Origin of the sequence: Bacillus cereus (genome assembly GCF_002561295.1) — a bacterium.
GTDB classification, from domain to species: Bacteria; Bacillota; Bacilli; order Bacillales; family Bacillaceae_G; genus Bacillus_A; species Bacillus_A cereus_S.
This window is the reverse complement of sequence record NZ_NTUG01000026.1, coordinates 76,742-101,710: the sequence shown is the minus strand read 5'-3', so window position 1 is coordinate 101,710 and position 24,969 is coordinate 76,742. Positions and strand designations below refer to the sequence as shown.

Below are 24,969 nucleotides of genomic sequence, written 5' to 3'. Positions count from 1 at the left end.
ATCGGGCTTTTACAGGCAGTAATACTCCCAACTAACTTCTTTGCACCCGTCGAATTTTGAGGTGGGAGTATTACTGCCCGTTAATGCGGGATAAACTGTCCATATACTCAAGCATATTTTCATATGTCATTGGTCCTACGTGTTTAAAATGAATGACGCCTTTTTCATCAAGAATGAAGGAGGTAGGAATGCTCATGATTTGATATGTTGCGTTTGCTTGTCCTTGTATATCTAATAGAACGGGAAAAGTATAGTTATTTTCTTGAAGAAAGTGTTTTACATGATCTGGATTTTGTTCGCTGGCAGTTGCATTTATAGCAACAACCTCAATTCCTTTTTCTTTCATATCTTTGCGGAATCTTTCCATATCTGGCATTTCTATTTTGCATGGTCCGCACCAGCTAGCCCAAAAATTTAATAATACTTTTTTTCCTTTATAATCTGTGAGATGTACTTCTTTTCCATCGACTGTTTGTAAGAGGAAGTTAGGAGCAACATTACCAACTTCTGTTCCAATTGCGATAGATTCTGTTTGGGATTTGTGTACTCCTGTATCTTTTAATAGGAAGTTTTGGATAACTGTATAACAAAGTGCAATACTAATGACTCCTATTATTAACCACTTTTTAATGTTAATTCCCCCTTTACCAAAATTTAACTCTTTCCATCGTAACAAAGGGGGTTTTATAGGTCAAATAATTAAAGAAGGTTACAGCTAGATATCATGTAAGAACAATGTTTTACAATATGATTACGAGAGGATTATAAGAGGAGAAAATATAACAAAAAGGCTGAGAAAACAGTATTTAGAAGCAAAGTATTCCTATTTGTATGTTTTGCTTTTTCGTTAAGTCGTGTAGTATAATATTCAAAATCAGCAGGGGTTTTCCCTTAAGGGTATGTTGATAAAAGGGGGAAAAATTTTAAATTTTAGGTTGATAAAGTTGTGTCGTAACAGGAAATATAAAAACAAACATATAAAGATAAATAAAGAGAAAATAAAAATAAAAATGAGGGGAACTTTATGAACCAAAATCAATTTAATTGTCGTATTTCAGAAGAGGATGTACAAATGCTACGAGCGTTAGCTCACCCGCTTCGCCTTCGTTTAGTAATGGAGCTAATGGAGCGTGGAACTTGTAACGTAACACAATTGCAGGAAGTATTGGAAATTCCGCAATCAACTGTTTCGCAGCATTTAACAAAATTAAAGCAAAATAAAGTTGTTCGTTTTGAAAGACGTGGCTTAGAAGTATATTATCAAGTGCATAATGAGAAAGTAAGTGAAGTTGTAAAGACATTATTTTCATAAAATTTGGATATTATGGAAAAAGACATGCGGAGATGCATGTCTTTTTTATATAAAGATAGATGGGAGACTCCACCTCAATACCTGCAGGAGGGAAGTGGCGGAAGTTTTCATGGAATATATTTCAAAGAGAAATGACAAGATAAATAAGAGTTGTAATAAGTAAAAGGAGGAATGAAGGATGGATGTAAAGCGTGTAAAACAAATTTTGTCATCTTCTAGTAGAATTGATGTAACGTATCAAGGTGTACCAGTATGGATTGAAAGCTGTGATGAGGGAAGTGGAGTAGCGAATGTACATGATGTGAAAACACCACATGAAACCGTACAAGTAGATGTTACAGCGTTAGAAGAGCAATAAAAAGAGTCTCTCGCGTGCGAGAGACTCTTTTTATTTTGTTTATTCCATCATACGTGCAATTTTTTTAGAGAACATAAGAAGTACTAAACCAAGAACGATTACGATAATACCGATGCTTGCGAATACTTCTAAGTATCCTAGTGATTGAGTGAAAGCAGCTAATGCACCAGCTAGGTAGTTTGCCATACCAGAGCCTGCTAACCATACACCCATTAATAAAGATGCTAATTTTACAGGTGCAATTGCACTTACCATTGATAGACCAATTGGTGATAAGAATAATTCACCGATTGTATGGAACATGTATGTGAAGACGATGAATAGTAAGTTTGCTTTCGTAGCGATGTTTGCTTCGTCGCTACCAGTTTTTAAAACAGCTAATGTTAAAACAAGGTAACCAATACCTAGTAAAATCATACCAAACGCCATTTTTGTTGGAACTTTTAAATCGCCACGTTTTGATTTTGCTAATTTCAACCATAACATAGAGACAAATGGTGCGAATAGTACGATAAATGCTGGGTTAACAGATTGGAACCAAGATGTTGGAACTTCCCATCCGAAAATTGTACGATCCACGAATGTGTTTGTGTAAAGTGTTAAAGAACTACCAGCTTGTTCGAATCCTGCCCAGAAGAAGACAACAAAGCAAGTTAAAATAACAATTGCCCAAGTACGATTTTTTTCTTGTTTTGTTAAAGGTTTCTTTTCAACTACTGCAGCATTTTTATCTTTTGATTTTTTACCTACAATTGTTGTTCCTGCTTTACCAAGGTAACGAGGAGCTAGTAGGTTAAAGAAAATCTGACCGATAATCATACCGATACAAGCAGCTAAGAATCCATATTTATAACCCATAACCATAACGCCGTCAGTGCTTGTTTTAAAGAAATCTTCTGCTAGGAAACCACAAACAAGTGGTGCGAAGAAAGCACCTACGTTAATACCCATGTAGAAAATTGTAAAAGCACTATCGCGACGTGAATCATTTTTTTCGTATAGTTCACCTAATAATGTAGAGATATTTGGTTTAAAGAATCCATTACCAATAACTAATAATCCTAATCCTAAAAATAGTCCTGTTTTTGTATTCATTGCAAATAATACAAAGTTACCAAGTGCCATAATAAGACCGCCAATTGTAATAGCGTGACGTCTTGTAATAAAGTGGTCAGTTAACCAACCACCAGCGATTGGCATGAAATATACTAAAGCTGTGAAAATTCCGTATAATTGCACTGCAAAAGCCTTATCGAATCCAAGACCTCCACTTACAACAGTTGTTGTTAGGTAAAGAACTAAAAGACCGCGCATTCCATAATAACTAAATCTTTCCCACATTTCTGTTAAGAACAACAAGTATAATCCTGGTGGATGTTTTTTTGGTGATTGTTGCCCTCCAGCTTTGTTTGCTTTTAAAGCTGCATCCATATTGTTTCCCCCTAATCCTGTATAACGGATATTTATGTAATCATTTTAATTTACAAAATATTTAGAAGTCAATAGAATTATATGGAAATAGCAAGAAAATTTCTTAAATAATCCATCGAACTTTCATCCGTCACTGTATTTTCCCCTGAAAAATCAATAATAAGCGTTTTCAAATGTAGTATTTGAATTGCGAAAGAAACTAAAATAATGATTAATCAGAAAATTTAGATTTTAAAAACTTTTCTAATATATAGAAAATATATTTTATTTACTTTTATAATATAACATATTGGGAATAAAAATACAAAATGAAATAATGTGACATTTCCATGAAAGAAAATAAAAGCAGCTCCCACGAGGGGAGCTGCTTGAATAAAGTATTATTTTGTAAATCGTTTTTCAATATCATCTAGCATTAAGTTTGCAGCCATTACACCGCCAGCTGTATTCCAAATGATATCATCAACTTGGTATACTTTTCCGTTTTTAGAAGCATTTAAGTTTTTGAATAGTGGATCATTGATATATTCTTTTTCTAAGTCAGATCCTTTTTTCTCATTACCTTGATTGTAAGTGAAGTAGAAGATGATATCGCCATCCATTGCAGGGATGCGCTCTTTAGATACGTTACGTTCTGCAAAATCATTTTTGTTTTGATCACCAGGACGTTTGAAACCAAGTTCTTTCAAAATAACACCAGAGAATGTATCTCCGTGATAAATACGAACATCACCAGGCATAAAGCGTACCATAGAAATTTCTTGATTTACTTGATCCCCAAGTTTACCTTTTAAGTCTTTTATACGTTTGTCGTAATCAGCTAATACTTTTTGACCTTCTTTTTCTTTATTTAATGCTTTTGCATAAAATTTAAAGTTATCTTTCCATTCACCACGTAATGTTTCTGCAAATACAGTAGGAGCGATGCCATTTAGCTGCTCGTACACTTTTTCTTGACGCATTTTGTTACCGATAATTAAATCAGGTTTTAAAGCAGCAATTGCTTCTAAATTGACTTGGCTTTCGTTACCAACAGATTTTACATTTTTCATTTTGTCTTTCATATGTGGATACCAATCATTATTCGTTGGTGGTTGTACGGCACCAACAGGTGTTACGCCAAGGCTAAGTAAAGCTTCTGCCCCTTCATTTGTTAAAATAACAACTCGTTTTGGATTTGCAGGAACTTCCGTTTTACCCATCGCGTGTTCTACAGTAATCATTTCTTTCTTTTCTTCTTTTTTTGGTTCAGCTTTGTTATCAGATTTACCACATGCCCCTAAAAGAAGTGAGAATGATAACATGAATACAAATAATACAAATGATTTTTTCTTAATAAAATTCATTATGTATCCCCCTAAATATTGAGAATAATTTTCAATGTCGAAATTGATATTACGGTGTTAAAAATAGAATGTCAATAGAAATAATTGATATTAATAATTATTATCATTGACAACGTAAATTAAGTTGCAATACACTAACAACGTATCATTATACATTGAAGGAGAAACGCTGCATGTTATTAAAAACAAATCGAGCAAAATGGGTTGGATTATTTGTTGGAATCATTGCAGTTATGACTTGTATTTGGGGAAGTATTATTTTGGGATATACAAATACAAGTGGGAAATTAGCACTTGATGCTTTTTTTCATTTTAATGGTTCGAATGAACATATTATTATTCAAAACGTACGTCTTCCTCGTGCGTTAATTGCGGCTTGTGTTGGTGCTAGTTTAGCCATCGCTGGTTGTTTGATGCAAACTTTAACAAAGAATCCACTTGCTGCCCCAGATTTTATTGGATTAAACTCAGGTGCTGCCTTTTTTATTGTAGTAGCGATTGTTGTTTTTTCGGTTTCATCTTTGTCAGCGTTTACGTGGATTGCTTTTTTAGGTGCAGCAGTTGCTGCGGCACTTGTATTTGCTTCTAGCTCTTTAGGGAAAGAAGGGACAACTCCTCTCAAATTAACCTTGGCAGGGGTAGCAATTAGTGCGTTATTCTCATCTTTAACACAAGGTTTGCTCGTATTAAACGAGCAAGCATTAGAAGAAGTACTATTTTGGTTAGCAGGTTCTGTTCAAGGAAGAAAGTTAGAAATACTGGAATCTGTATTCCCCTATCTATTAATAGGATGGATTGCTGCTCTTTTAATGGCAGGAAAAGTAAATACATTAATGATGGGAGAAGACGTGGCAAAAGGATTAGGGCAAAGAACCGTTTTGATGAAATCACTAGTGTTACTCATTGTTGTATTACTGTCAGGCGGCTCGGTTGCGGTTGCTGGTCCAATTGGATTTGTGGGGATTATTATACCTCATTTTGCAAGAGCACTTGTCGGTATAGATCATCGCTGGAGGGTACCATATAGCGGGTTGTTAGGTGCTATACTATTACTTCTTGCAGATATTGGAGCGAGATATGTGATTATGCCACAAGAAGTACCAGTAGGGGTTATGACAGCGTTTATTGGTGCACCATTCTTTATTTATATTGCACGTAAGAGAGGGCTTAGCAAATGAAGAAGTATATTCCGTTTCGTGTAGGAAAAGACGGCCTCTCGTTTTTAATGTATAAACGAGCTTTTTTCGTCTTGTTAGGTTTATTCGTTGTTTTAATAGGATTATTCTTTGCAAGTGCGGGTATGGGGGAGATGAAGATCGCCCCATATGATGTGTGGCAAGCAATTACCGGAAACGGTGATGCTATGTCTAATATGGTTGTAAATAAGTTCCGTATGCCGCGTATTTTAATTGCAATTCTTGTCGGAATAGCACTTGCTGTTGCTGGCTGTATTTTGCAAGGCCTTGTTCGAAATCCACTGGCTTCTCCTGATATTATCGGGATTACAGGTGGTGCAAGTGTAGCGGTTGTGTTATTTCTAGCTATTTTTAGTGATAAAAACAATGCATTAACAGTAAGCATTCATTATATGCCGCTAGCGGCCTTTGTTGGGGCAACCATTGTTGCATTTTTTGTATATTTATTCGCATGGAGAAATGATGGATTATCGGCAACTAGTCTTATTTTGATTGGTGTTGGGTTTTGGGCACTAACGAAGGCTGCCACAACATTATTCATGCTGCTCGCGCCAATCTATCAAGCGAGTCAAGCGAATGTGTGGATTACGGGTACTGTTTACGGATCCTCTTGGCAAAACGTAGGGGTGTTGGCACCGTGGGTTCTTATTTTAACAGTGATTGCATTTATAGCAGCGAGACATTTAAATGCACAAGAACTTGGTGATGATATTGCTACCGGACTTGGTATTCGCTTAACGAAATCACGATTTTTCTTGTTGCTCCTTAGTACAGCGTTAATTGGAGGAGCGGTTGCTTTTGCTGGTGGAATCGGATTCGTTGGCTTAATGGCACCACATATCTCAAGAAGATTAGTTGGTTCTTTATATGGGGCGTTACTTCCAGTAGCTGCTATTGTCGGTGCGATTTTAGTACTTGCTGCCGATTTAATTGGGCGCACAGTCTTTGCGCCACTTGAAGTTCCAGCAGGTGTGTTTACATCAGCAATTGGTGCTCCGTATTTTATTTATTTACTTTATAAAAGTCGAAATTCATAAAAGTACATAGATACTTAGCTGTCTATTTAAAAATGGAGTAAAGGGAGATGAATATGCAAAAAGCATTGGAGACTAAATCGTTAACATTGTCTTATGGTGAAACAATTATTATTAATGAGTTAAACTTAGAGATTCCAAAAGGGAAAATTACGATCTTTATCGGCTCTAACGGTTGTGGAAAATCAACTTTATTACGTTCTCTTGCTCGTTTATTAAAACCGACAGCAGGTGATATTTTATTAGATGATAAAGCAATTCAAAATATGCAAACGAAGCAAATTGCCCGCCAAATGGCAATTTTACCGCAAGGACCTCAAGCTCCAGAAGGTTTAACTGTATTGCAACTTGTGAAACAAGGACGTTATCCATATCAAACATGGTTAAAGCAATGGTCAGAAAAAGATGAAGAAATGGTCCAAAAAGCACTTGCAGCAACAGGCATGACTGAATTTGCTGAGCGTGATGTTCATGCTCTTTCCGGTGGACAACGTCAACGTGCTTGGATTGCGATGACGCTTGCGCAAGATACGGATATCATTTTGTTAGATGAGCCAACTACATACTTAGATATGACTCATCAAATCGAAGTGCTTGATTTATTATTTGAATTAAATGAAACGGAACAAAGAACAATCGTTATGGTACTACATGATTTAAACTTAGCATGCCGTTATGCGGATAATATTGTAGCGATTCAAGATAAACAAATTTATGCACAAGGTAAGCCAGAAGAAATTATAGACTGTAAGTTAGTTCGTGATGTATTCCGTATGGAGTGCCAAATTACAACAGATCCTTTATTTGGAACACCACTTTGTATTCCGCAGGGAAGAGGAAGATGTTTACTTCCGCAGGCAGCGCAGGCAGTGAAATAAAAAAGCGATGAGTCTTCATCGCTTTTTTATTTTTTGCACGAAAATAAAAGAAAGAGGGGGATACGCAATCTTCGCGTATATTCTTCTTCGCTTTGAAAATGTTTTTGCTGTGGTGTTGCTTCTCGTAAGTCTGTAATTATAAATCCAGCTTGTTGTAAGAGGGTGAAGTATTGTTCGATAGTACGATGGTATTTGATTACCTCTTGGTCAATCCACGGCTCTATACGTTTCCCGCTTTTAAAATAATCATCAACAAGCCAACTTTTTCGTTTTCCACTATTTTGTAAGCTCTCAAAAGAAGAAGTAATAACGGGATGTTGTACACTAAAAGTGAAGACACCATCTGTTTTTAAGGTTTGATAGATGTTGTGAAAAATAATATCGAGATGTTCAATGTAGTGTAGGGCAAGTCTAGATGTAACGAGATCAAAAGTAGAAGGAGGGTACGCATAGTCTTTGAGGTTCATGAAATGGACAGTTCCATTTACGTTTTCTAGTTGTTTTTTCGCTTCTGTATACATAAGTTGAGAACCTTCAATACCGGTGTAAGAAAGACATCCTTTTTGCGATAATTCCACACCAAATTTAGCATCCCCGCATCCTAAGTCAAGAATGTTCTTCCCTTCCATATCTCCGATGAGCTGCAATAAGGCAGGTTTTTCAATTGCTTCATTTGGATTATCATTTCGATATCTGCGCTTCATGTACTGCTCAAAAAAAGAGTCATTATTGTATACTTCAGATTCTGTAAATGCCATTTTCTCAGCTCCAAAAAATATTTTCCTTATTCTATCAAACTTTAAAAGCAAAGGATAGATTTCTGTCGTTTTATCATATATAATTTAAAGTTGTAAGCGGTTTCTTTAAACTATTTTTCTATAATAAATTTCAGAAACGTGTTAAGCTAGTAGAGGGATTATTAGCATTATTAAGACAATAATCCGCTTACATGAACGATAGGGAGGCTTCACGATGTCTAGTAAAACACTTGCAAACTTTTTAGAAGAAAATTTAGAGGATTTAAAAGCAAAGGGGCTTTATAACGTAATCGATCCGCTAGAAAGTCCAAATGGACCAATCATTACAATTGGCGGAAAAGAATATATTAACTTATCTTCAAATAACTATCTTGGTTTAGCAACAGACAATCGTCTGCAAGAAGCTGCAATTGGTGCGATTCATAAGTATGGCGTTGGTGCAGGAGCGGTTCGTACAATTAATGGTACTCTTGACTTGCATATCAAACTAGAAGAGACGATTGCAAAGTTTAAACATACAGAAGCAGCGATTGCATATCAATCAGGATTTAACTGTAATATGGCAGCGATTTCAGCTGTTATGGACAAAAATGATGCAATTCTTTCCGATGAATTAAACCATGCGTCTATTATTGATGGTAGTCGCTTATCAAAAGCAAAAATTATCGTTTATAAACATTCTGATATGGAAGACCTACGAAAAAAAGCAATTGAGGCAAAAGAATCAGGTCTTTACAATAAATTGATGGTTATTACAGATGGCGTCTTCTCAATGGATGGTGATGTTGCGAAATTACCAGAAATTGTTGAGATTGCAGAAGAGCTAGATTTAATGACATATGTAGATGATGCACATGGTTCAGGGGTGCTTGGAAAAGGTGCAGGTACTGTAAAACATTTCGGTCTTTCTGATAAAGTAGATTTCCAAATTGGTACATTATCAAAAGCGATTGGTGTAATTGGTGGATATGTAGCAGGAAAGCAAAACTTAATTGACTGGCTAAAAGTTCGTTCACGTCCGTTCCTATTCTCAACAGCTTTAACACCAGCAGATGCTGCAGCTTGTATGAGATCGATTGAAATTTTAATGGAAAGCACAGAGTTGCATGATCGTTTATGGGAAAATGGTCGCTATTTAAAACAAGGTTTAAAAGAACTTGGATTTAACATTGGAGAAAGTGAAACACCAATTACACCTTGTATTATTGGCGATGAAGTATTAACACAAGAATTTAGTAAACGTCTAAATGAAGAGGGCGTATACGCAAAATCAATTGTGTTCCCAACTGTAGCAAAAGGAACAGGTCGTGTTCGTAATATGCCAACAGCGGCTCATACGAAAGAAATGCTCGATGAAGCGATTCGTACGTATGAAAAAGTGGGTAAAGAAATGGGAATTATTTAATTTACATCTTTTGAAAGCTTGCAAATGAGGAGTGGGGAAAATGAAAAAAATTCTAGTAACCGGTTCGTTAGGGCAAATTGGTTCTGAACTTGTAATGAAACTTCGTGATGTATATGGGGCATCAAACGTTATCGCAACAGACATTCGCGAAACAGATAGTGATGTTGTAAAATCGGGTCCATTTGAGACATTAGATGTAACAGATGGACAGAAACTACACGATATTGCGAAGCGTAATGAAGTAGATACAATCATTCATTTAGCAGCTTTACTTTCAGCGACTGCAGAAAAAAATCCGCTATTTGCTTGGAATTTAAATATGGGTGGACTGGTAAATGCATTAGAAGCAGCACGTGAACTTGACTGTAAATTTTTCACACCAAGTTCTATTGGTGCATTCGGTCCAACAACACCAAAAGATAATACACCACAAGATACAATCCAGCGTCCTACTACAATGTATGGGGTAAACAAAGTAGCAGGAGAATTATTATGTGATTATTATCATCAAAAATTTGGCGTTGATACGCGCGGCGTACGTTTCCCAGGCTTAATTTCTTACGTAGCTCCTCCAGGAGGCGGCACAACTGATTACGCAGTTGAAATTTATTATGAAGCAATTAAAAAAGGTACTTACACCTCTTACATTGCAGAAGGCACATACATGGATATGATGTATATGCCAGATGCACTGCAAGCAATTGTTTCTTTAATGGAAGCAGATCCAAGTAAGTTAATACATCGTAACGCTTTTAATATTACAGCGATGAGTTTCGAACCAGAACAAATTGCAGCAGCAATTCGCAAGCATATTCCTACGTTTACGATGGATTACGCAGTAGACTCAGCTCGTCAAACAATTGCTGATAGCTGGCCAAACTCAATCGATGCAACAGCAGCGAAAGAAGAATGGGGCTTTAAAGCAGAATATGATTTAGATAAAATGACAGCTGATATGCTAGCAAAGTTAAAAAAAAAGTTAACAGCTGAGTTAGTACTTAGTTAATGAAGAGAGCCGATTCGAGTGGATCGGCTCTTTTTGTCGGCATAGCTAGAATTATTCTAGGGAAGAAATGAATTTTCTCGTTATATAGATTTTACATGGTTTGCATTCGTACTTTCTGATTTGGCGCTAGCTTCAGGATATTGTTGCTCCGTTTCTTCATATTGTTTTTCATATTCGTAACTAAATGCTTTATGTGTTTTTTGATCGCTCTCCCAAGGAGTCGACTTTCCTAACTCTCTGTTAGTGGAAGAACCGTAAGGACCTTCAGGAAACTCCTCGGGAATGATATATTTATGTCTAGCTTCAGCGGCTGTAACATCCGTATATTGTTCATCTTTTTTTGAAGACAAATGAAACATCCTTTCAAATATATTTGATAGTGGAATTCTTCCTTAATATACCCAAAAAGATTTCTATGAATTTTTCATTATTTAGAGAGAAAAAAGGAAGATGTGTGAGGGACAGGCGGATAATTAGTGTGGGATGAAGAAAACCCCCACTGATTAAAGTTTCACTTTATCGAAAATTGAACCAGGATTAGATATGTACAAAATACGATAGGAGGAAATACATATGAAAAGAGTCGACGTTGTATATGCATTAATTTATAACAAAGAACGAGATCAAATATTAATGGTACATAATGTAGAACAAAATGTTTGGTCATTGCCAGGTGGCGCAGTGGAAAAAGGAGAAACATTAGAAGCTGCAGCTGTAAGAGAGGTGAAAGAGGAAACAGGATTAATAGTAGAGATACAGGGGATTGCTGCAATAAATGAAAAGTTTTTTACCGAGGTAGGTAACCATGCATTGTTGATTACTTTTCACGCAGATGTGATAGATGGGAATATTGCTGTGCAAGATGCAGATGAGATTTCGGTAATAGAATGGGTGGATATGAAAATGGCAAACATACGCTTTCCATATTATAATGGAGGGCTTGAATCGTTATTACAAGCATCCATTCCATATAAATTTCAAAAAGAAACAAAATAATAAATGGAATTTTCTCGACATAAATTCAAAGATATCGACTGTTTGAGAAATAACGACTAAAAAAACAGGGGCCAAACAAGCCCCTGTTTACTATTCAATCGTCTTCAATAATAACTTCTTCAATAACGGCTTAATCTTTAAGCGTAAATCTTCAGCATGGTTTGCAACTAAGAAATGATGATTATAAATATTTTTCATCAATTGATAGGTTGCTTCTTTTGCTTCGCCTTCTTCGATAAAGATACCGATTACTTCCATACCACTTTTACGAGCGAGCTTAACAGCTTCGTGTGTATCTAAAATACCATCTTGTTGATAGTCTAATGCAGATGGTTCACCGTCTGTAAAGACAAGTAAAAATTTGTGCTTCTCTGGTCGTTTTGCAAGCTTTTCAGAAACGATACGAATAATGTAACCGTCGCGATTATCTTCTTCTTCGCGAAGTTGCATAATTTCTGGTCCGATATTTGGAAGTGTTGAGTTTTTGTATGTGACCACTTCATGAATGACGTTTGGTTTATCTTCTGGTTTCGCACTAGAAGCATCTTCCCAGAATCCACTAATTGCATGTGGAATTTTTAATGATTTTAATGCTTCATGGAACAGAACAACACTCTTTTTTGTTTCTTCCATTTTGTTATACATAGAACCAGAGCAGTCCACTAATAACTGAAAGGCAACATCAAGCTCTTGTGATTCTTGTCCTTTTTTATAAAACATGCGTGGCTGTTTTTCTGTATAAATACGAAGGAATTTCTTGCGAAGTCTTCCGTAATATTTATCACTATTTGCGTTTGTTTTATTTTCAATCGTCTTCTCAATGATTTTCTTTAATTCTTTTACGTCTTTATTAATGACGGACTTGATGGCTTGATAATCTTTTTTATCATCAGGATTGGGCTTGCGTGCTTCTTTAAATGTATGAGAGGCACCAACGTTATATTTACCGTATATGCCTTCATTTTGACTAGAAGCATGGGAAGCTCTTGCTTCTTCTGCATCAGCCCCGTCAAAGTTAGATTGCGTGCTTTTTTGCGAAGTCCCTTGAACGGAACCAAGTGCTTGATCACCATCTTCTGATTCACGAGCGGTATCACCCATCATATTTGTTTTTGTTCCGCTTTCTAATTCAAAGCGTAAGAAGTTTTCATTTTCATTATTTTTATTTTCACGATGCCATGTCGAGAAGCTTTCGTTAATTTTATTTTTATTTTCATCATCTACAATTTGAGTATCATCATTTGCTAATTCTTCGACGCGACAGTTTTTCTCATCTGCAATGACAGATAAGTAGAGTGGGGCGTGTCCGAAATAGTTGTTAATCATATCATTTTCAAGAAGTCCTTCTAAGCGATAACGAATTTTTTCAACAATATACATTGTATCTTCTGTATTACGAGCTTGGAATGTCTCATGTAAAATGGACTCAATTTGCTCGAAATATTCGTTATTAAACATTTCGTATTTATCGCTTGTTAAGGACAGGTAACATAGACAAAATAGACGATCACCGTGATAATTACGAACGCGGTTTATTTCATTTTGTGAGCCGAAGTAATTACGATACATTTCTTTACGTCTTTTAAAAATGTGCTTCGTACCAGGGCGTAAATTTTTTACAATTTCCTCTACGCGTAAATCTTCTAACAGAACAAATAATTGCGTTAAAAACTTTTTAAGAGGAGATTCTTGTAATTCAATTGCATAAGAGCGAATTAAAGTCATGTCCGAGTAATGTTTATTACCAAGTGCTTTTAAAAACACTTCGCTTTTTAATCCGGTTACAGTATCGTCTTCTTTTCGATCATCCCAAAAGTGACTAATGACAACCTTTTTTTCAATTTCGTCGTAGTATGCTTTATAGCCATACTCAAGGTAGGCATCGTCTTCTTTTAGAAGGGCATACATTAAATTTTCCATTTGAAGAAACAGCGACGCATCAATTTTTTTGTCACTAAAAATTTGTCTCATGAATTATCCCTCAAAAAAGTAGCTTTCTGCTAATTCACGGACAGTCATTTGTTCTGTTTCATCATTTAATTTTGCAATAATGCTGCGCTCAATTGCACGCATAACAGGGATATATACACCTAAATCACAAGCATCAATAATACCACGAATACTTGCCGCTTCTTCACTTACACGTCCATCACGGGCAAGTGGCATAAGGTCACTTGCAAATGCTACAAACTTTTCAATTGTTGCAACGTCTTTTAATTTTGATTCAGATAGTAATAACTCTTTTAATGTATCACCTTGAATATAAGGAACTTCAATGATAACGAATCGGTTTTTTAATGCTTCGTTTAGTTCGCTCGTTCCAACGTAACCTTCGTTAATTGCTGCAATAACACGGTATTCTTCATCACCATATACAACTTGTTGTGTAAAAGGGTTTGTGATCATTTTACGATAATCTAACGCACCGTGAAGAAGAGGAAGTGTTTCAGGTTTTGCCATATTGATTTCATCTATATAGAGGAAATGTCCATTTTTCATTGCTTTCATAAGAGGACCGTCAACGAAGGAAACTTCAGATGCTCCATCTTTTGTTTTTAAAGTATTGTATCCTAAAATACCTTCGACATCTAAATCAACAGAACAGTTAATACTGTGCATTGGTTTTTGGAATAAAGAAGATAGTGTTTCTGCAAGAACTGTCTTTCCGCTTCCTGTTGGTCCTTTTAGTAAGATGTTCTTTCCGAGCAGTAGAGCTGTAATCGCATCTTCAATGATGCTACGATCTGATGCCTTGTACATTTTTGTTCCAATTAAATGTGCATTTTCACCAGCTGCTTGCTTATTTTTGTCGTGAATTGTTGCTAATTGCTGTTTTAAATCAGCATGTATATGAAATTGATCTAACATGTATTTCCCACCTAACATTATTTTCATAAAGTAAACAATACATCTTATGATAACGTGTTTTTATATGGTATGCAAAGAAAAGGAGAGGAAGGGGAATGCATCATTATAAAGGAAAAAAGTAATCAAATGTATTTTGATTACTTTTTAAAGCAAGGGTGAAATCAATCGCATAAGCGATTCGAGTATGCGCTTTCGAATACTACGCTTTTGAAATGACTTCCATTTAATTTCTATAGAATTGTTAAAGTCCTCTTCAAAATCTTGTTTAATATCGAGAACTGTTTTGGATTCGTATAACATTGCAATGATCTCATAGTTAAGTTCAAAACTACGAATATCCATATTTGCAGTACCAATCGATGCAATCTCATCATCAATAAGTACAATTTTTGCATGCATAAACGCATCTTTATAGCGATAAATAGAGACTCCGGCTTTTAAGAGTGGTGTAAAGTAGGATTGGGACGCTTGATCACTAATGATACTATCGTTTTTGCCTGGATATAGAATGCGGACGTCAATTCCAGCAGTGGCACTTAAACGCAATAATGTTAATGTTTCTTGATCTGGAATAAAGTAGGGCGTTGCAATCCAAATGGATTTTTTCGCCGAACCCATAGCTGCTAACAAAGCATTGCGAATGCTCTTATCATCGGAACTCGGACCACTTGCGATAATTTGAACGGCACCTTCTGCTTGAGGAATACCTTGTCCAGGAAAATATTCTCTATTCATAAATGACTCCCAAGAGTAGGTATTTAAATCGCTAGAAGCGTATAGCCAATCCTCTAGAAAAACAGCTTGTAGTTTATACAATGCTTTTCCCTCTATTTTTAGATGGCTATCGCGCCAAATTGGAAACTTTTTCGAACGGCCAAGGTATTCATCACCAACGTTAAGCCCGCCAGTAAAACCAATGACTCCATCTACAATAACAATTTTACGATGGTTCCGATAATTGACTGTTTCCAGTAGCCATGGTGAAAGAATGGGATCAAATTCAACAATTTCAATTCCAGCTTCTTTCATCGGTCGTAAGAAGCGATTTCGCAGTGTATTACTTCCGAGTCCATCATAAAGAAAACGTACGATGACACCCGATTTTGCTTTTTCTATTAATGCATCTCGAATTTTTGTACCAATTTCATCCGAACGATAAATATAGTATTGAATATGAATGTGATGCTGTGCATTTTCGATAGCCTGTATGATTTCAGTAAATGTTTCTTCTCCATTTGTTAATAGCTTTGTTGTTGTTTCATCTGCGACAGGACCACCACCAAATTTTTGGACAACTGTGGTTAAATGGTTAGACCGTTTATTTAATGAGGAAGGAAGTGCTACACCTAAACGCTTGCCTTCTAAAATCTGACGGAATACATTTCGCTGTTCTTCGGCACGATGCAAATGTTTTGTTCTTCTCCAGCGACTTCGCCCAAAAAGTGCATACAATAGTACACCAACAACTGGAAGAAGCGCTAATACTAAAAACCATGCAAGTGTACTTTGTGGAGAGCGATTTTCGATAAAAATAATGAAGGAAATTCCTATAATCGTAATCGACCATAGTACACCAATAAATTTATATAAAGATATGACCTCTTTATTTAGGAGCATAAGTACAATTGCTACAAGTGTAAATACAAATAGTAATTGAACGACACGATTTTTCATATGTATATATTTCACCCATTCTTTCTTACGTATTACTTTATCGAAATTTAGTATAACACGCTTATTATAAAACGTTTTGTTTTATCTGTACAAATCTAGATAAATTGCCCACGCTTTCCGCATTTGTCCTGCATATGGTAATAAAAAATAGGGATAAAGGAGAGGGGAAAATGTACGATATGCGAAATCAAGGCGGACATCACCAAGGCGGACATCACCAAGGCGGACATCACCAAGGCGGGCATCACCAAGGTGGGCATCATCATGGTGGACATCACAATCATCATGGCGGAGGTAGCTGGGGATGGGGAGGAGGAGGTTCATTTTTTCCAGGCAGTTTTGCCGGCGGAGTATTAGGAGGGATGACAGTAGGAGCATTAACAGGGGGCGGAGGCTATTATCCAGCACCGTATCCAGTTGCATATCCTATGACGTATCCTGCGCCATACCCAACAACATATCCAATGCCATATCCAACGCAATACCCATATGGGACTTATTAATAAAGGAATATAAAAAAACAGGCTACTGTAGTCTGTTTTTTTTTATGTAATGAGTTGCATACGATGCGGGAAAAAATAACAATGAGATTTTATTTGGAATCGCAAACAATAGAAAAGAATCATTTTAATAAGAAATGGAGTTAGAGTCGTATATATGCAAAAATGTGTGCCATTGTATAAACTATTTTTTGTTGTCACAGTACTATTGGGAAGTTGTTCTCCAGCGAGTAAGAAACCTTTTCACCTAGTAAAAGTGGATCAGAAAGCAAGTCAATATAAGATTCAACAAGTGAAACAAGAAACAGTAAACCCCTTGCCAGAGAAAATTGTTTTATCACACGTTCCGTTTATTAGACAGCTTCCTGAATTAAAAAGGGGTTGTGAAGTAACGAGTTTGACGATGTTACTTCAGTCAGCGAATATCCAAGTAGATAAGATGAGGCTAGCAAAGGAAATACATAAAGTCCCATTTTGGATTGGAAATAAACATGGGCATCCAAACGAGGGGTTTGTTGGGAATATTTACACGTATTCTTATCCTGGATATGGGGCATATCATAAGCCGATTTATAAATTGGCCCAGCAATATTTAGGGGAACGAGCAATTGATTTAACGGGAAAAGATATAGAGAGCATTTATACACAAATTCGTTCGGGGATACCAGTTTTAGTCATTACAAATTCTACTTTTCGGCGTCTTTCCGATGGTCATTTTCGTAATTGGGAAACGCCGCAAGGAATGGTTCGTATTACGTACTATGAGCATAGTGTGCTCGTAACCGGATATGATAAAGAAAAAGTATATTTTCATAATCCTCTTGGAACGGAACCACATACTGCCGTTTCAAAAAATGAATTTCAAACAGCTTGGGAGCAAATGGGAAAACAAGCGATTAGCTATCAAAAGGAGCTTAAGTAATTGCATTTACTATATAGATTCAAGTTTCGCTCTATTAGCATAGAAAGAGTTTCATGTGAAACAATATAAAGGGAAACTTGAGTCAGTAAGGGGTTCTGCAGCCTCCACCTAGCCTCCTTATTTGCCTCTAGATCCTGAGGTGGAGGGCTTACTACCAGTTAACGAGGGATAAAAACATTAGTTGAAAGTTTCTTAAGAATACAAAAAGCTGTGGGAAACACTCCAGTATATTTGGAATGTAGCTCACAGCTTTTTATTGTATTAACTAGCTTTATTATTAGGTTGTTCGGAAGTAGATGTAGATGAATTTTTCATCAGAATCGGATAGAGGACGAGTCCTAATACAAATAGTCCAATCCCTAAGAAAAATGTTTTTAAGTCTGTTGTACCAGTTTTTATTACCCAAATGGAGTATAGAAGTGCAAGTACGGTAATAATTCCATCTTTTACTCGAGAGCCTGGTGTTATATCATATGTTTCCCCTGTTACAACAAGCTTTAATTGGTATAGGGTAGAAACAAGATATGGGATTAAATACGCTAACGTCGCAACAACAATGGCAAAGTTATATGCTTCTGAAACAGTCCCAGATATTGTTGAGAACAAGAAAATTTGTGTCATAATATTTGTAATGAGCAGTGACTTTGAAGGGCTTCCTTTTTTATTTGTTTTTCCAAAGAATTTCGGGAAAAGCCCATTCTTTGCTGCTTGATAAGGTACCTCTGAACTTACAACAATCCAGCCAACAGTAGATCCGAATAGTGATACAAGTGCAAGTAGTGCCATAATGTAAGCACCTTTATTACCGATAGCTAGGTTTAAAGCGTCTACTAAAGGTTTTTGTGACTCTTTTAAAGCGTCTTGTGGAAGAGCACCCATTGTTAGTAGTGTAATTGCCATATAAATAAGAAGAGCAATAATTAATCCGAAAATTGTTGCCTTTTTTACATCGCGCTGTGATTTTGCTCGATTAGACAGCATAACTGCTGATTCAATTCCTATAAATGCCCAAAGCGTTGCGATGGCAGCAGAATTAATTTGTCCACTTAATGGAATCGATTTCCCGGCTTCATTCATAAATGTTTGCCCATCACCAAAATTAGAAGCGTTAAAAATAAATAATGTGATGACAATGAACATTGTAAATCCGATAATCTTTGCGATTGTTGCAAGTAGGTTCATATTACCTGCACGATCAATATTTTGAGAAAGAATATATTGAATGCCCCATAACATGATGCTACATACAGCAAATGTTAATGCTTTTCCAAGTTCTAATGAGAATCCGTTTAGTGAAAAAAGAACTTGCTTACTTTGTAAAACTGGGAAGAACGTAGATAGGTATCCTGCAAATGAAATAATAACAGAAGCAGTTGCTGCCCAGTTCGCCGCCCAATATCCCCATGCCATACTATATCCAGCAACTTTACCTGCTTTTGGCGAGGTGAACATTGCTTGTGCATAACTTTGTGGCCCGGCTTTTAAATTTGGCTTACGTACGGCAAGGTTTCCGAATACAAGTGCAATCATAAATACGCCAAGACCTGTAATACTCCATGCAAGTGTAGACCCCATCGGTCCTGATACTTGTGCTAAATTTGCTGGAAGCATAAATACGCCGCCGCCAACCATATTTCCAACAACAAATGCTGTTAAAATCCATAAACCCCATTTTTTCGTTTCCATGTTTGTATATCTCCTTTGTAGTAGTTTTGCTTATTCATCATCTTTTTACTAGCTTTTTTGAGAACAAAAAAGAGCCATGTAGATAAAAAATACCTACATGGCTCTTTGCCTAACGTAGGTACAACGGGAATAACCCTTGTACCTACGCGTAATTTTTTCCGCTAGGTTTCAAGGGTTAAGTATGATGATGATGTTTTTGTGCAAATGTAACTACAGTTGTATTATTCGTAAGCATAGTTCTTTGCTCCCTTTCTCCTCTGATTTTGAAGTTAGTATACTACATGTTTTTTAGAATGAAAAGAGAAATATGAAAAAATTTATAAAAATGCGTATTGGTGACTAAATATTTACATAGATATTTCTTGTGATGGAAAATATATGAACGCAAATTAAAAATAATATAGACTCTTTCTTTTTAGGCGAACGAGAGTAGCTGACTATGCATAGAAATGCTTCTGCTTTCTACTAAGTAAAAAAGGAAAGAGAAAGTTATCTTTTTTACTCATATGTTGAAAAAATAAAATAGATTTATCCCGTTATTTATGGGATAAATCTATTTGGGGTTGTTCGCCATGTACAGATTTTTGAAAAGGCAAATCATTGGCATGCTCTAAGTAGTTTTGAATACTCGGTTTATATTTTCTAAAGAACACATATGTGACAACATAAAGAAGTAGTATACCGCCAATCCACAAAGGAGATTTTGATAAAAATGCTAAAAAGATAAGTCCTGTTACAGGTGATGTAAGAATTCCGAAACTTGTAATGAGAAGGACACCTGCTGGAATGGTTACTCCAACTTGCTGTGCAACTTCTGTAAAGATAGGTGCGGTGTATGTTGCCATATAAAGACCTAAGCTAAACCAAATTGCACCAATTAGAATTGATTTAAAAATATTTCCATTTGTGATTGCTACTATTCCTTGAACCATGTAAGGGAGCGCAATTAAATCCACAATAGGAAGCACTTCATTTCCAGGTAAAATTAATGCTAATACAACCATAATTGGAATGAGTAAAATACCAGTTGTTAACGTTGCAGTTTCACCATATCCCATTGCATCATTTACACCTAAATACCAATCTCGTGAATTATTTTTATCTTTGTTAATATTTTTTTTCGCTGATTCTGTAAGGGGTAAAAAGGCTTGAGCAAAAATCCCTGAAACCTTTGGGAAAATAGTCATAATAGCAGCAGTTGAGATCCCTACAGTAGTAATTTGCCCCCATGCTTTCAACGTATGAAGAGAATGGAAATTTCCTAATATACTAATGCTAGCACCGAGAAAAAGTCCTAGGAAAATGGGTTCTCCAAATAATCCTAATTTTTTCTTTAACACTTCTGGATTAGCATTTACTTTTCCAACACCGAGCTTTGTTAGCAGACTATTTAGTCCAATTGCAAAAGGAATGCTCCCAACATGGTGTAGTTGTACAATAGCACAACGTGGGTATTGAAAATATGTAGACCATCTTTTTGATAATAGTTCTGCGAAAAGAAGACTGTAAAGATTAAGTGTAATCATGCAAGCTAAAGCTAGCCATAAATTACTTGTAACTAAATAAATCATGGAACCCCACACCATATAGGAATAATTGTTCCATAAATCTCCTGGCTGGAAAATGTTCGTCCATTTAAGCAGGAATAATCCTACTTGAAGCAATAGTGCGAGACCTACGAAAATCATACCGACTTCTGTAGAATAGGCCACAATAGAGCTAGCTTGCCATCCAATATCAAAAACAGGAAGACTAACTCCTGTACTTTTCACCATATTTTGAACAACAGGCATAATAATAGGGATGTAAGCATTGAGTAAAAGCGTGAACCCTTGTAAGCCGATACCTGCATATAAGGCAGAATAAAAAGCTTTTTTACGATTTACCTTTAAAGCAATCGCGATTATAAAAATAACAATTGGTACAAAAACGGATGCGCCAAATGTATCAAAAATCTTCTTAAGAAATTCTAGCTCCATTTGTGTTAACCTACCTGTCTTATGAATTTATATTATTTTCTTGGTTTACAATGTTATGAATAACTTGTTTTACTTCTTCTAAAAAACTTTCCTCGTCAAAACCAGTTAAAAATCCAACAGCATTAATTGCTGGAATTGAGAGACCTTGAGGGATAGGTGTAGTATAAGCAATAAAATCATATTGTCTTTCTTCTAAAAATTGTTCGACTTGTGTAGGTTTTACCTCAGTTGTTGTAATAGTAATATGATCCTCACTTAAAGCCTCTTTTAGCTTTTCTGAAACCATAGTTGAGCTCACTGTACCTGAACCGCAAACTGTTAAAATATGAAATGTTCTCATGTTTTTTCCTCCTTAAATAGTAAGAGTAGAAATGGATTCTATAATCTCTGATTTTGTAGACGCAGTAGCTAGTTGTTGTAGCCGCTGTGGATGCTGAATAAGCTTCATAATTTCTTTAAGTATTTGAATGTGTTGTCTACCATCTTGTAGCGCAAGTAAGAAAAGAACTTGCACATTTGTTATCTCGTTTTCAAAACTTCCCATAATAGTAAAAGGAATCGGTGTTTCTAATGTAATTACACTGATCACAGATTGTGTAACATGTGAAGAATCTGTATGAGGAATTGCTACTCCAATTTTTTCAGTAGGAAGACCTGTTGGATGATGCATTTCTCGTTCTAGCACAGCTTGTGAGAAGCTTTCTTTTACAAATCCCTGTATAAGTAAGTCAGTGGAAACTTTATCCAAAATTTCTTTCAATGTTGTACCTGAAAGTTTTGGATAAATAAACTGTTCATGGAAAATATCCAAATTAACTCGTCTCCTTTCTAGTTGTAATTTAGTATGTAGTAATAAAAAAATCACCCCTTTCTATGCGAAGAAAGGGATGATTACTTTGATTAGAAAATCATCACCTTATCTGTCGCCTTTAAACGCAGGAATTAGCACCTTCCTAATAAAATAGGGGTTGCCGAGGTTTCGTAGGGCCGGTCCCTCTACCTCTCTTGATAAGGATTAAAATTATGAAAATAATAAAAAAGCCTACTTTATAAGAAGAAGGCTTTTGAAATATACAATATCGCTTCTTCTTATCTTTTAGAATTTAAATTCTAAAGGAATTGGCACCTTCCTAAATAAAATAGGGGTTGCCGAGGTTTCATAGGGCCGATCCCTCCACCTCTCTTGATAAGAGTTTATTAATTTTGATTTTTGTGAAATATGTAAACATTATAGGATTAATGTGAAAAATAATCAAGAGGAAAAACTAATTTTCTGTCATGCTATAATACAAGTAGAATTAGAAGGTGACAAGGGGATATTCAAAATGATGAGTAAGTATGAACAGATTTATACGGAGATAAGTAATTCAATTGATAGTCGTACATTACAAGAAGGGTGTAAAATTCCTTCTGAAACAGAGTTAATGAAGCAATATGAAGCGAGTCGTGGAACCGTAAGAAAAGCGGTGGACTTATTACAGGAACGTGGGTATGTACAGAAAATACATGGTAAAGGTGTTTTTGTTTTAAAACGAAAAAATATTGAATTCAACTTTGGTGGGATTGTGAGTTTTCAAGAAGAAAACAAAAGGCTGGGCCGCCATTGTATAACAAATGTTGTAGAGATGAAAGAGATTGAAGCAGCAAAAGATATAGCAAAATTATTAAACGTAAAGGAAAAAGCGAAGATAAATCATATAAAACGTGTTCGAAATATTGATGGAGAGAATGTGATTTTAGATGTGAACTATTTTGTTTCTGATCATATTCCGGGATTAACAAAAGCAATTGCTGAGAAATCGATTTATAAATATATTGAAAAAGAATTAGGGTTACATATTAGCTATTCGCAACGTGTTATCGAAGTGCAACCTTGTACAGAAGATGATCGTAAGTATTTAGATTTGAATGGAACAGATTATGTAGTCGTAGTAAAGAACTTTACGCACCTTTATGATGGAAGTCAGTTTGAATATACGGAGTCACGTCACCGACTTGATATTTTTCATTTTTCGGATGTGGCGCGGAGAAAATAAAGAGATGAAACGATAAATGTTTCATCTCTTTTTTTGTATTTTAATAAAAAACAATACAAACTCGTGTATACGAGTGTTGACTAACTTATATATACGAGTTAATATGTAATTGTAAACGGTATCAGAAAAAGGAAAGAGGGACGGAATATGGGGAAAAATTATCGTCAAACAGCCGAAGAAGTGCTGCAATATATTGGTGGTAAAGAAAATATTGAACAAGCGGCTCATTGTGTAACAAGGCTTCGTATTGCATTAAAGGATGAAAGTAAAATAGATAATGATAAGCTACAAGCGGTCTCATTAGTGAAAGGGGCATTTCATAACGCGGGTGTATTTCAAATTGTAATTGGACCAGGAGATGTAGATCGCGTATATGCTGAATTGATAACGCTTGCAGGTATGCAAGAATCGACGGTAGCTGATGTGAAAGATTCGGGAAATCAAAAATTAAATCCGATGCAAAAATTTGTAAAGATATTTTCTGATGTATTTATGCCGATTTTACCAGCAATTGTTACAGCTGGTTTACTTATGGGGATCAATAATTTATTAGGAGCGAAAGATTTATTTTTTGAAGGAAAAAATTTATTAGAAGTATATCCAAACCTAGGCGGTCTATGGGATTTAATTAATATGATGGCCAATACTGCATTTATATTTTTACCAGCACTTGTTGGATGGTCTGCAACGAAGCGTTTTGGCGGCAGCCCGATACTCGGAATTGTAATGGGGTTAATGCTTGTGCATCCTGATTTATTAAATGCATGGAATTACGGAAAAGCAGCGGCAGGGCTAGATGGTCAAAAAATTGAGTACTTTAATATTTTAGGATTATTCCAAATTGAAAAAGTAGGGTATCAAGGACAAATTTTACCGGTTTTAGTAGCGGCATTTGTATTAAGTAAAATTGAGATTTTTCTAAAAAAACATGTACCGAATGCAATTCAATTATTAGTCGTACCGATTACAACAATTGTTGTGACTGGCGTATTAGCGTTAGGTATTATCGGGCCAGTTACACGTCACATTGGTGATTTATTAACAGCTGGTTTAGTCGGAGTATACGAAACAGTTCCAGCAATCGGTGCGATTCTATTTGGAGCACTATATGCACCATTAGTTATTACAGGTATGCATCATATGTTTATCGCAATTGATTTACAGCTAATTTCGCAAAATGGCGGTACATTTATTTGGCCAATGATTGCCCTTTCTAATATTGCGCAAGGTAGTGCGGCACTTGCAATGTTTTGGATTTCAAAAAATCAAAATGATAAAAGTATGGCATCAACATCAGCGATTTCAGCGTACTTCGGTATTACGGAGCCAGCGATGTTTGGTGTGAATTTACGAAATAAATTTCCGTTTTATGCAGCGATTACAGGATCGGCGATTGCCGCAGTATTTATTACGCTAAATGGAGTATTAGCACCAGCTATTGGAATTGGTGGGTTACCAGCATTTATTTCTATCATTCCGAAATCGATTCCAATGTTTGTTGTAGGTATGGGAATTGCGGTAGTCGTTCCATTTGTTTTAACATGGTTATTCGCAAAACGAGTAAAACAGAAGTAGGAGGAAGGT

Annotated in this window: 24 protein-coding genes and 2 riboswitches; of the genes, 12 read left to right on the top strand and 12 right to left on the bottom strand. The window is 35.9% G+C overall.

Annotation, left to right across the window (positions count from 1 at the left end; translation table 11 throughout):
* Window positions 1-70: 70 nt before the first annotated feature.
* Entirely contained in the window at window positions 71-676 is a 606-nt protein-coding gene (locus CN373_RS15715) for a redoxin domain-containing protein (protein ID WP_240519113.1), read from the bottom strand.
* A gap of 348 nt (window positions 677-1,024) precedes the next feature.
* Between CN373_RS15715 and CN373_RS15710 the strand changes: the two genes are divergently transcribed.
* Both CN373_RS15710 and CN373_RS15705 read left to right on the top strand, forming a co-directional pair.
* Window positions 1,025-1,312, top strand: a complete 288-nt coding sequence (locus CN373_RS15710) for an ArsR/SmtB family transcription factor (RefSeq protein WP_001075234.1) — start codon at window positions 1,025-1,027, stop codon at window positions 1,310-1,312.
* A 178-nt stretch (window positions 1,313-1,490) separates the two neighbouring features.
* A complete protein-coding gene (locus CN373_RS15705; protein WP_000382686.1) occupies window positions 1,491-1,670 on the top strand; it encodes an acid-soluble spore protein H in 180 nt (59 codons plus the stop codon).
* A 39-nt stretch (window positions 1,671-1,709) separates the two neighbouring features.
* Here the strand turns inward: CN373_RS15705 and CN373_RS15700 are convergent, their stop codons facing one another.
* Window positions 1,710-3,101, bottom strand: coding sequence for a peptide MFS transporter (locus tag CN373_RS15700; RefSeq protein ID WP_000338299.1), 1,392 nt, complete (start codon window positions 3,099-3,101; stop codon window positions 1,710-1,712).
* Between the two features lie 380 nt (window positions 3,102-3,481).
* The gene (locus CN373_RS15695; protein WP_098359675.1) at window positions 3,482-4,447 is read right to left on the bottom strand and encodes an ABC transporter substrate-binding protein; all 966 of its coding nucleotides are present in this window, start codon (window positions 4,445-4,447) and stop codon (window positions 3,482-3,484) included.
* Window positions 4,448-4,620: 173 nt separating this feature from the next.
* Between CN373_RS15695 and CN373_RS15690 the strand changes: the two genes are divergently transcribed.
* From CN373_RS15690 to CN373_RS15680, 3 genes are read left to right on the top strand one after another with little or no spacing between them, the layout of a single operon-like run.
* Entirely contained in the window at window positions 4,621-5,625 is a 1,005-nt protein-coding gene (locus CN373_RS15690) for a FecCD family ABC transporter permease (protein WP_000925238.1), read from the top strand.
* Complete coding sequence (locus CN373_RS15685) at window positions 5,622-6,680, top strand: FecCD family ABC transporter permease (protein ID WP_000760073.1); 1,059 nt, start codon at window positions 5,622-5,624, stop codon at window positions 6,678-6,680. The genes CN373_RS15690 and CN373_RS15685 overlap by 4 nt, the downstream gene beginning before the upstream one ends.
* Window positions 6,681-6,727: 47 nt before the next feature.
* The gene (locus CN373_RS15680) at window positions 6,728-7,555 is read left to right on the top strand and encodes an ABC transporter ATP-binding protein (protein ID WP_002055739.1); all 828 of its coding nucleotides are present in this window, start codon (window positions 6,728-6,730) and stop codon (window positions 7,553-7,555) included.
* Window positions 7,556-7,581: 26 nt separating this feature from the next.
* On the opposite strand, the gene CN373_RS15675 is transcribed toward CN373_RS15680, so the two are convergent.
* A complete protein-coding gene (locus tag CN373_RS15675) occupies window positions 7,582-8,313 on the bottom strand; it encodes a class I SAM-dependent methyltransferase (RefSeq protein ID WP_000885980.1) in 732 nt (243 codons plus the stop codon).
* Between the two features lie 214 nt (window positions 8,314-8,527).
* On the opposite strand from CN373_RS15675, the gene CN373_RS15670 reads away from it, so the two are divergent.
* Together CN373_RS15670 and CN373_RS15665 are read left to right on the top strand one after the other, a co-directional pair.
* The gene (locus CN373_RS15670; RefSeq protein ID WP_098359674.1) at window positions 8,528-9,718 is read left to right on the top strand and encodes a glycine C-acetyltransferase; all 1,191 of its coding nucleotides are present in this window, start codon (window positions 8,528-8,530) and stop codon (window positions 9,716-9,718) included.
* Window positions 9,719-9,758: 40 nt separating this feature from the next.
* On the top strand, window positions 9,759-10,724 hold the full coding sequence (locus tag CN373_RS15665) for an L-threonine 3-dehydrogenase (protein ID WP_000723119.1): 966 nt from the start codon (window positions 9,759-9,761) through the stop codon (window positions 10,722-10,724).
* 80 nt (window positions 10,725-10,804) lie between these two features.
* Here CN373_RS15665 and CN373_RS15660 read toward each other — a convergent pair whose 3' ends face one another.
* Entirely contained in the window at window positions 10,805-11,083 is a 279-nt protein-coding gene (locus tag CN373_RS15660) for a hypothetical protein (protein WP_098359673.1), read from the bottom strand.
* 214 nt (window positions 11,084-11,297) lie between these two features.
* Between CN373_RS15660 and CN373_RS15655 the strand changes: the two genes are divergently transcribed.
* Window positions 11,298-11,720 carry an NUDIX hydrolase gene (locus CN373_RS15655; RefSeq protein WP_098359672.1) on the top strand — a complete coding sequence of 141 codons (423 nt, stop codon included), beginning with the start codon at window positions 11,298-11,300 and terminating at the stop codon, window positions 11,718-11,720.
* Between the two features lie 90 nt (window positions 11,721-11,810).
* Here CN373_RS15655 and CN373_RS15650 read toward each other — a convergent pair whose 3' ends face one another.
* The 3 genes from CN373_RS15650 to CN373_RS15640 form a co-directional block, all read right to left on the bottom strand.
* Window positions 11,811-13,691 carry a vWA domain-containing protein gene (locus tag CN373_RS15650; protein ID WP_098359671.1) on the bottom strand — a complete coding sequence of 627 codons (1,881 nt, stop codon included), beginning with the start codon at window positions 13,689-13,691 and terminating at the stop codon, window positions 11,811-11,813.
* 3 nt (window positions 13,692-13,694) lie between these two features.
* On the bottom strand, window positions 13,695-14,588 hold the full coding sequence (locus tag CN373_RS15645; protein WP_000886719.1) for an ATP-binding protein: 894 nt from the start codon (window positions 14,586-14,588) through the stop codon (window positions 13,695-13,697).
* Window positions 14,589-14,732: 144 nt separating this feature from the next.
* On the bottom strand, window positions 14,733-16,262 hold the full coding sequence (locus tag CN373_RS15640; RefSeq protein ID WP_098359670.1) for a cardiolipin synthase: 1,530 nt from the start codon (window positions 16,260-16,262) through the stop codon (window positions 14,733-14,735).
* 170 nt (window positions 16,263-16,432) lie between these two features.
* On the opposite strand from CN373_RS15640, the gene CN373_RS15635 reads away from it, so the two are divergent.
* Both CN373_RS15635 and CN373_RS15630 read left to right on the top strand, forming a co-directional pair.
* Window positions 16,433-16,765, top strand: coding sequence for a hypothetical protein (locus CN373_RS15635; RefSeq protein ID WP_098359669.1), 333 nt, complete (start codon window positions 16,433-16,435; stop codon window positions 16,763-16,765).
* 154 nt (window positions 16,766-16,919) lie between these two features.
* Complete coding sequence (locus tag CN373_RS15630; RefSeq protein WP_165770734.1) at window positions 16,920-17,684, top strand: C39 family peptidase; 765 nt, start codon at window positions 16,920-16,922, stop codon at window positions 17,682-17,684.
* 261 nt (window positions 17,685-17,945) lie between these two features.
* Here the strand turns inward: CN373_RS15630 and CN373_RS15625 are convergent, their stop codons facing one another.
* The 4 genes from CN373_RS15625 to CN373_RS15610 form a co-directional block, all read right to left on the bottom strand.
* A complete protein-coding gene (locus tag CN373_RS15625; protein WP_098359668.1) occupies window positions 17,946-19,370 on the bottom strand; it encodes an amino acid permease in 1,425 nt (474 codons plus the stop codon).
* A 536-nt stretch (window positions 19,371-19,906) separates the two neighbouring features.
* Complete coding sequence (locus tag CN373_RS15620) at window positions 19,907-21,349, bottom strand: PTS galactitol transporter subunit IIC (RefSeq protein ID WP_098359667.1); 1,443 nt, start codon at window positions 21,347-21,349, stop codon at window positions 19,907-19,909.
* 19 nt (window positions 21,350-21,368) lie between these two features.
* Window positions 21,369-21,689, bottom strand: a complete 321-nt coding sequence (locus CN373_RS15615) for a PTS sugar transporter subunit IIB (RefSeq protein ID WP_001258711.1) — start codon at window positions 21,687-21,689, stop codon at window positions 21,369-21,371.
* Between the two features lie 12 nt (window positions 21,690-21,701).
* Window positions 21,702-22,160 (bottom strand): PTS sugar transporter subunit IIA, encoded by a 459-nt coding sequence (locus CN373_RS15610; RefSeq protein WP_165770735.1) that lies wholly within the window; start codon window positions 22,158-22,160, stop codon window positions 21,702-21,704.
* Between the two features lie 102 nt (window positions 22,161-22,262).
* Window positions 22,263-22,364, bottom strand: a riboswitch (SAM riboswitch).
* Window positions 22,365-22,435: 71 nt separating this feature from the next.
* A riboswitch (SAM riboswitch) is annotated at window positions 22,436-22,542 on the bottom strand.
* 132 nt (window positions 22,543-22,674) lie between these two features.
* Here CN373_RS15610 and treR point away from each other — a divergent pair.
* Entirely contained in the window at window positions 22,675-23,385 is a 711-nt protein-coding gene (treR, locus tag CN373_RS15605) for a trehalose operon repressor (protein WP_098359665.1), read from the top strand.
* 147 nt (window positions 23,386-23,532) lie between these two features.
* Window positions 23,533-24,960 (top strand): PTS system trehalose-specific EIIBC component, encoded by a 1,428-nt coding sequence (gene treP, locus CN373_RS15600; protein ID WP_098359664.1) that lies wholly within the window; start codon window positions 23,533-23,535, stop codon window positions 24,958-24,960.
* Window positions 24,961-24,969 lie beyond the last annotated feature (9 nt).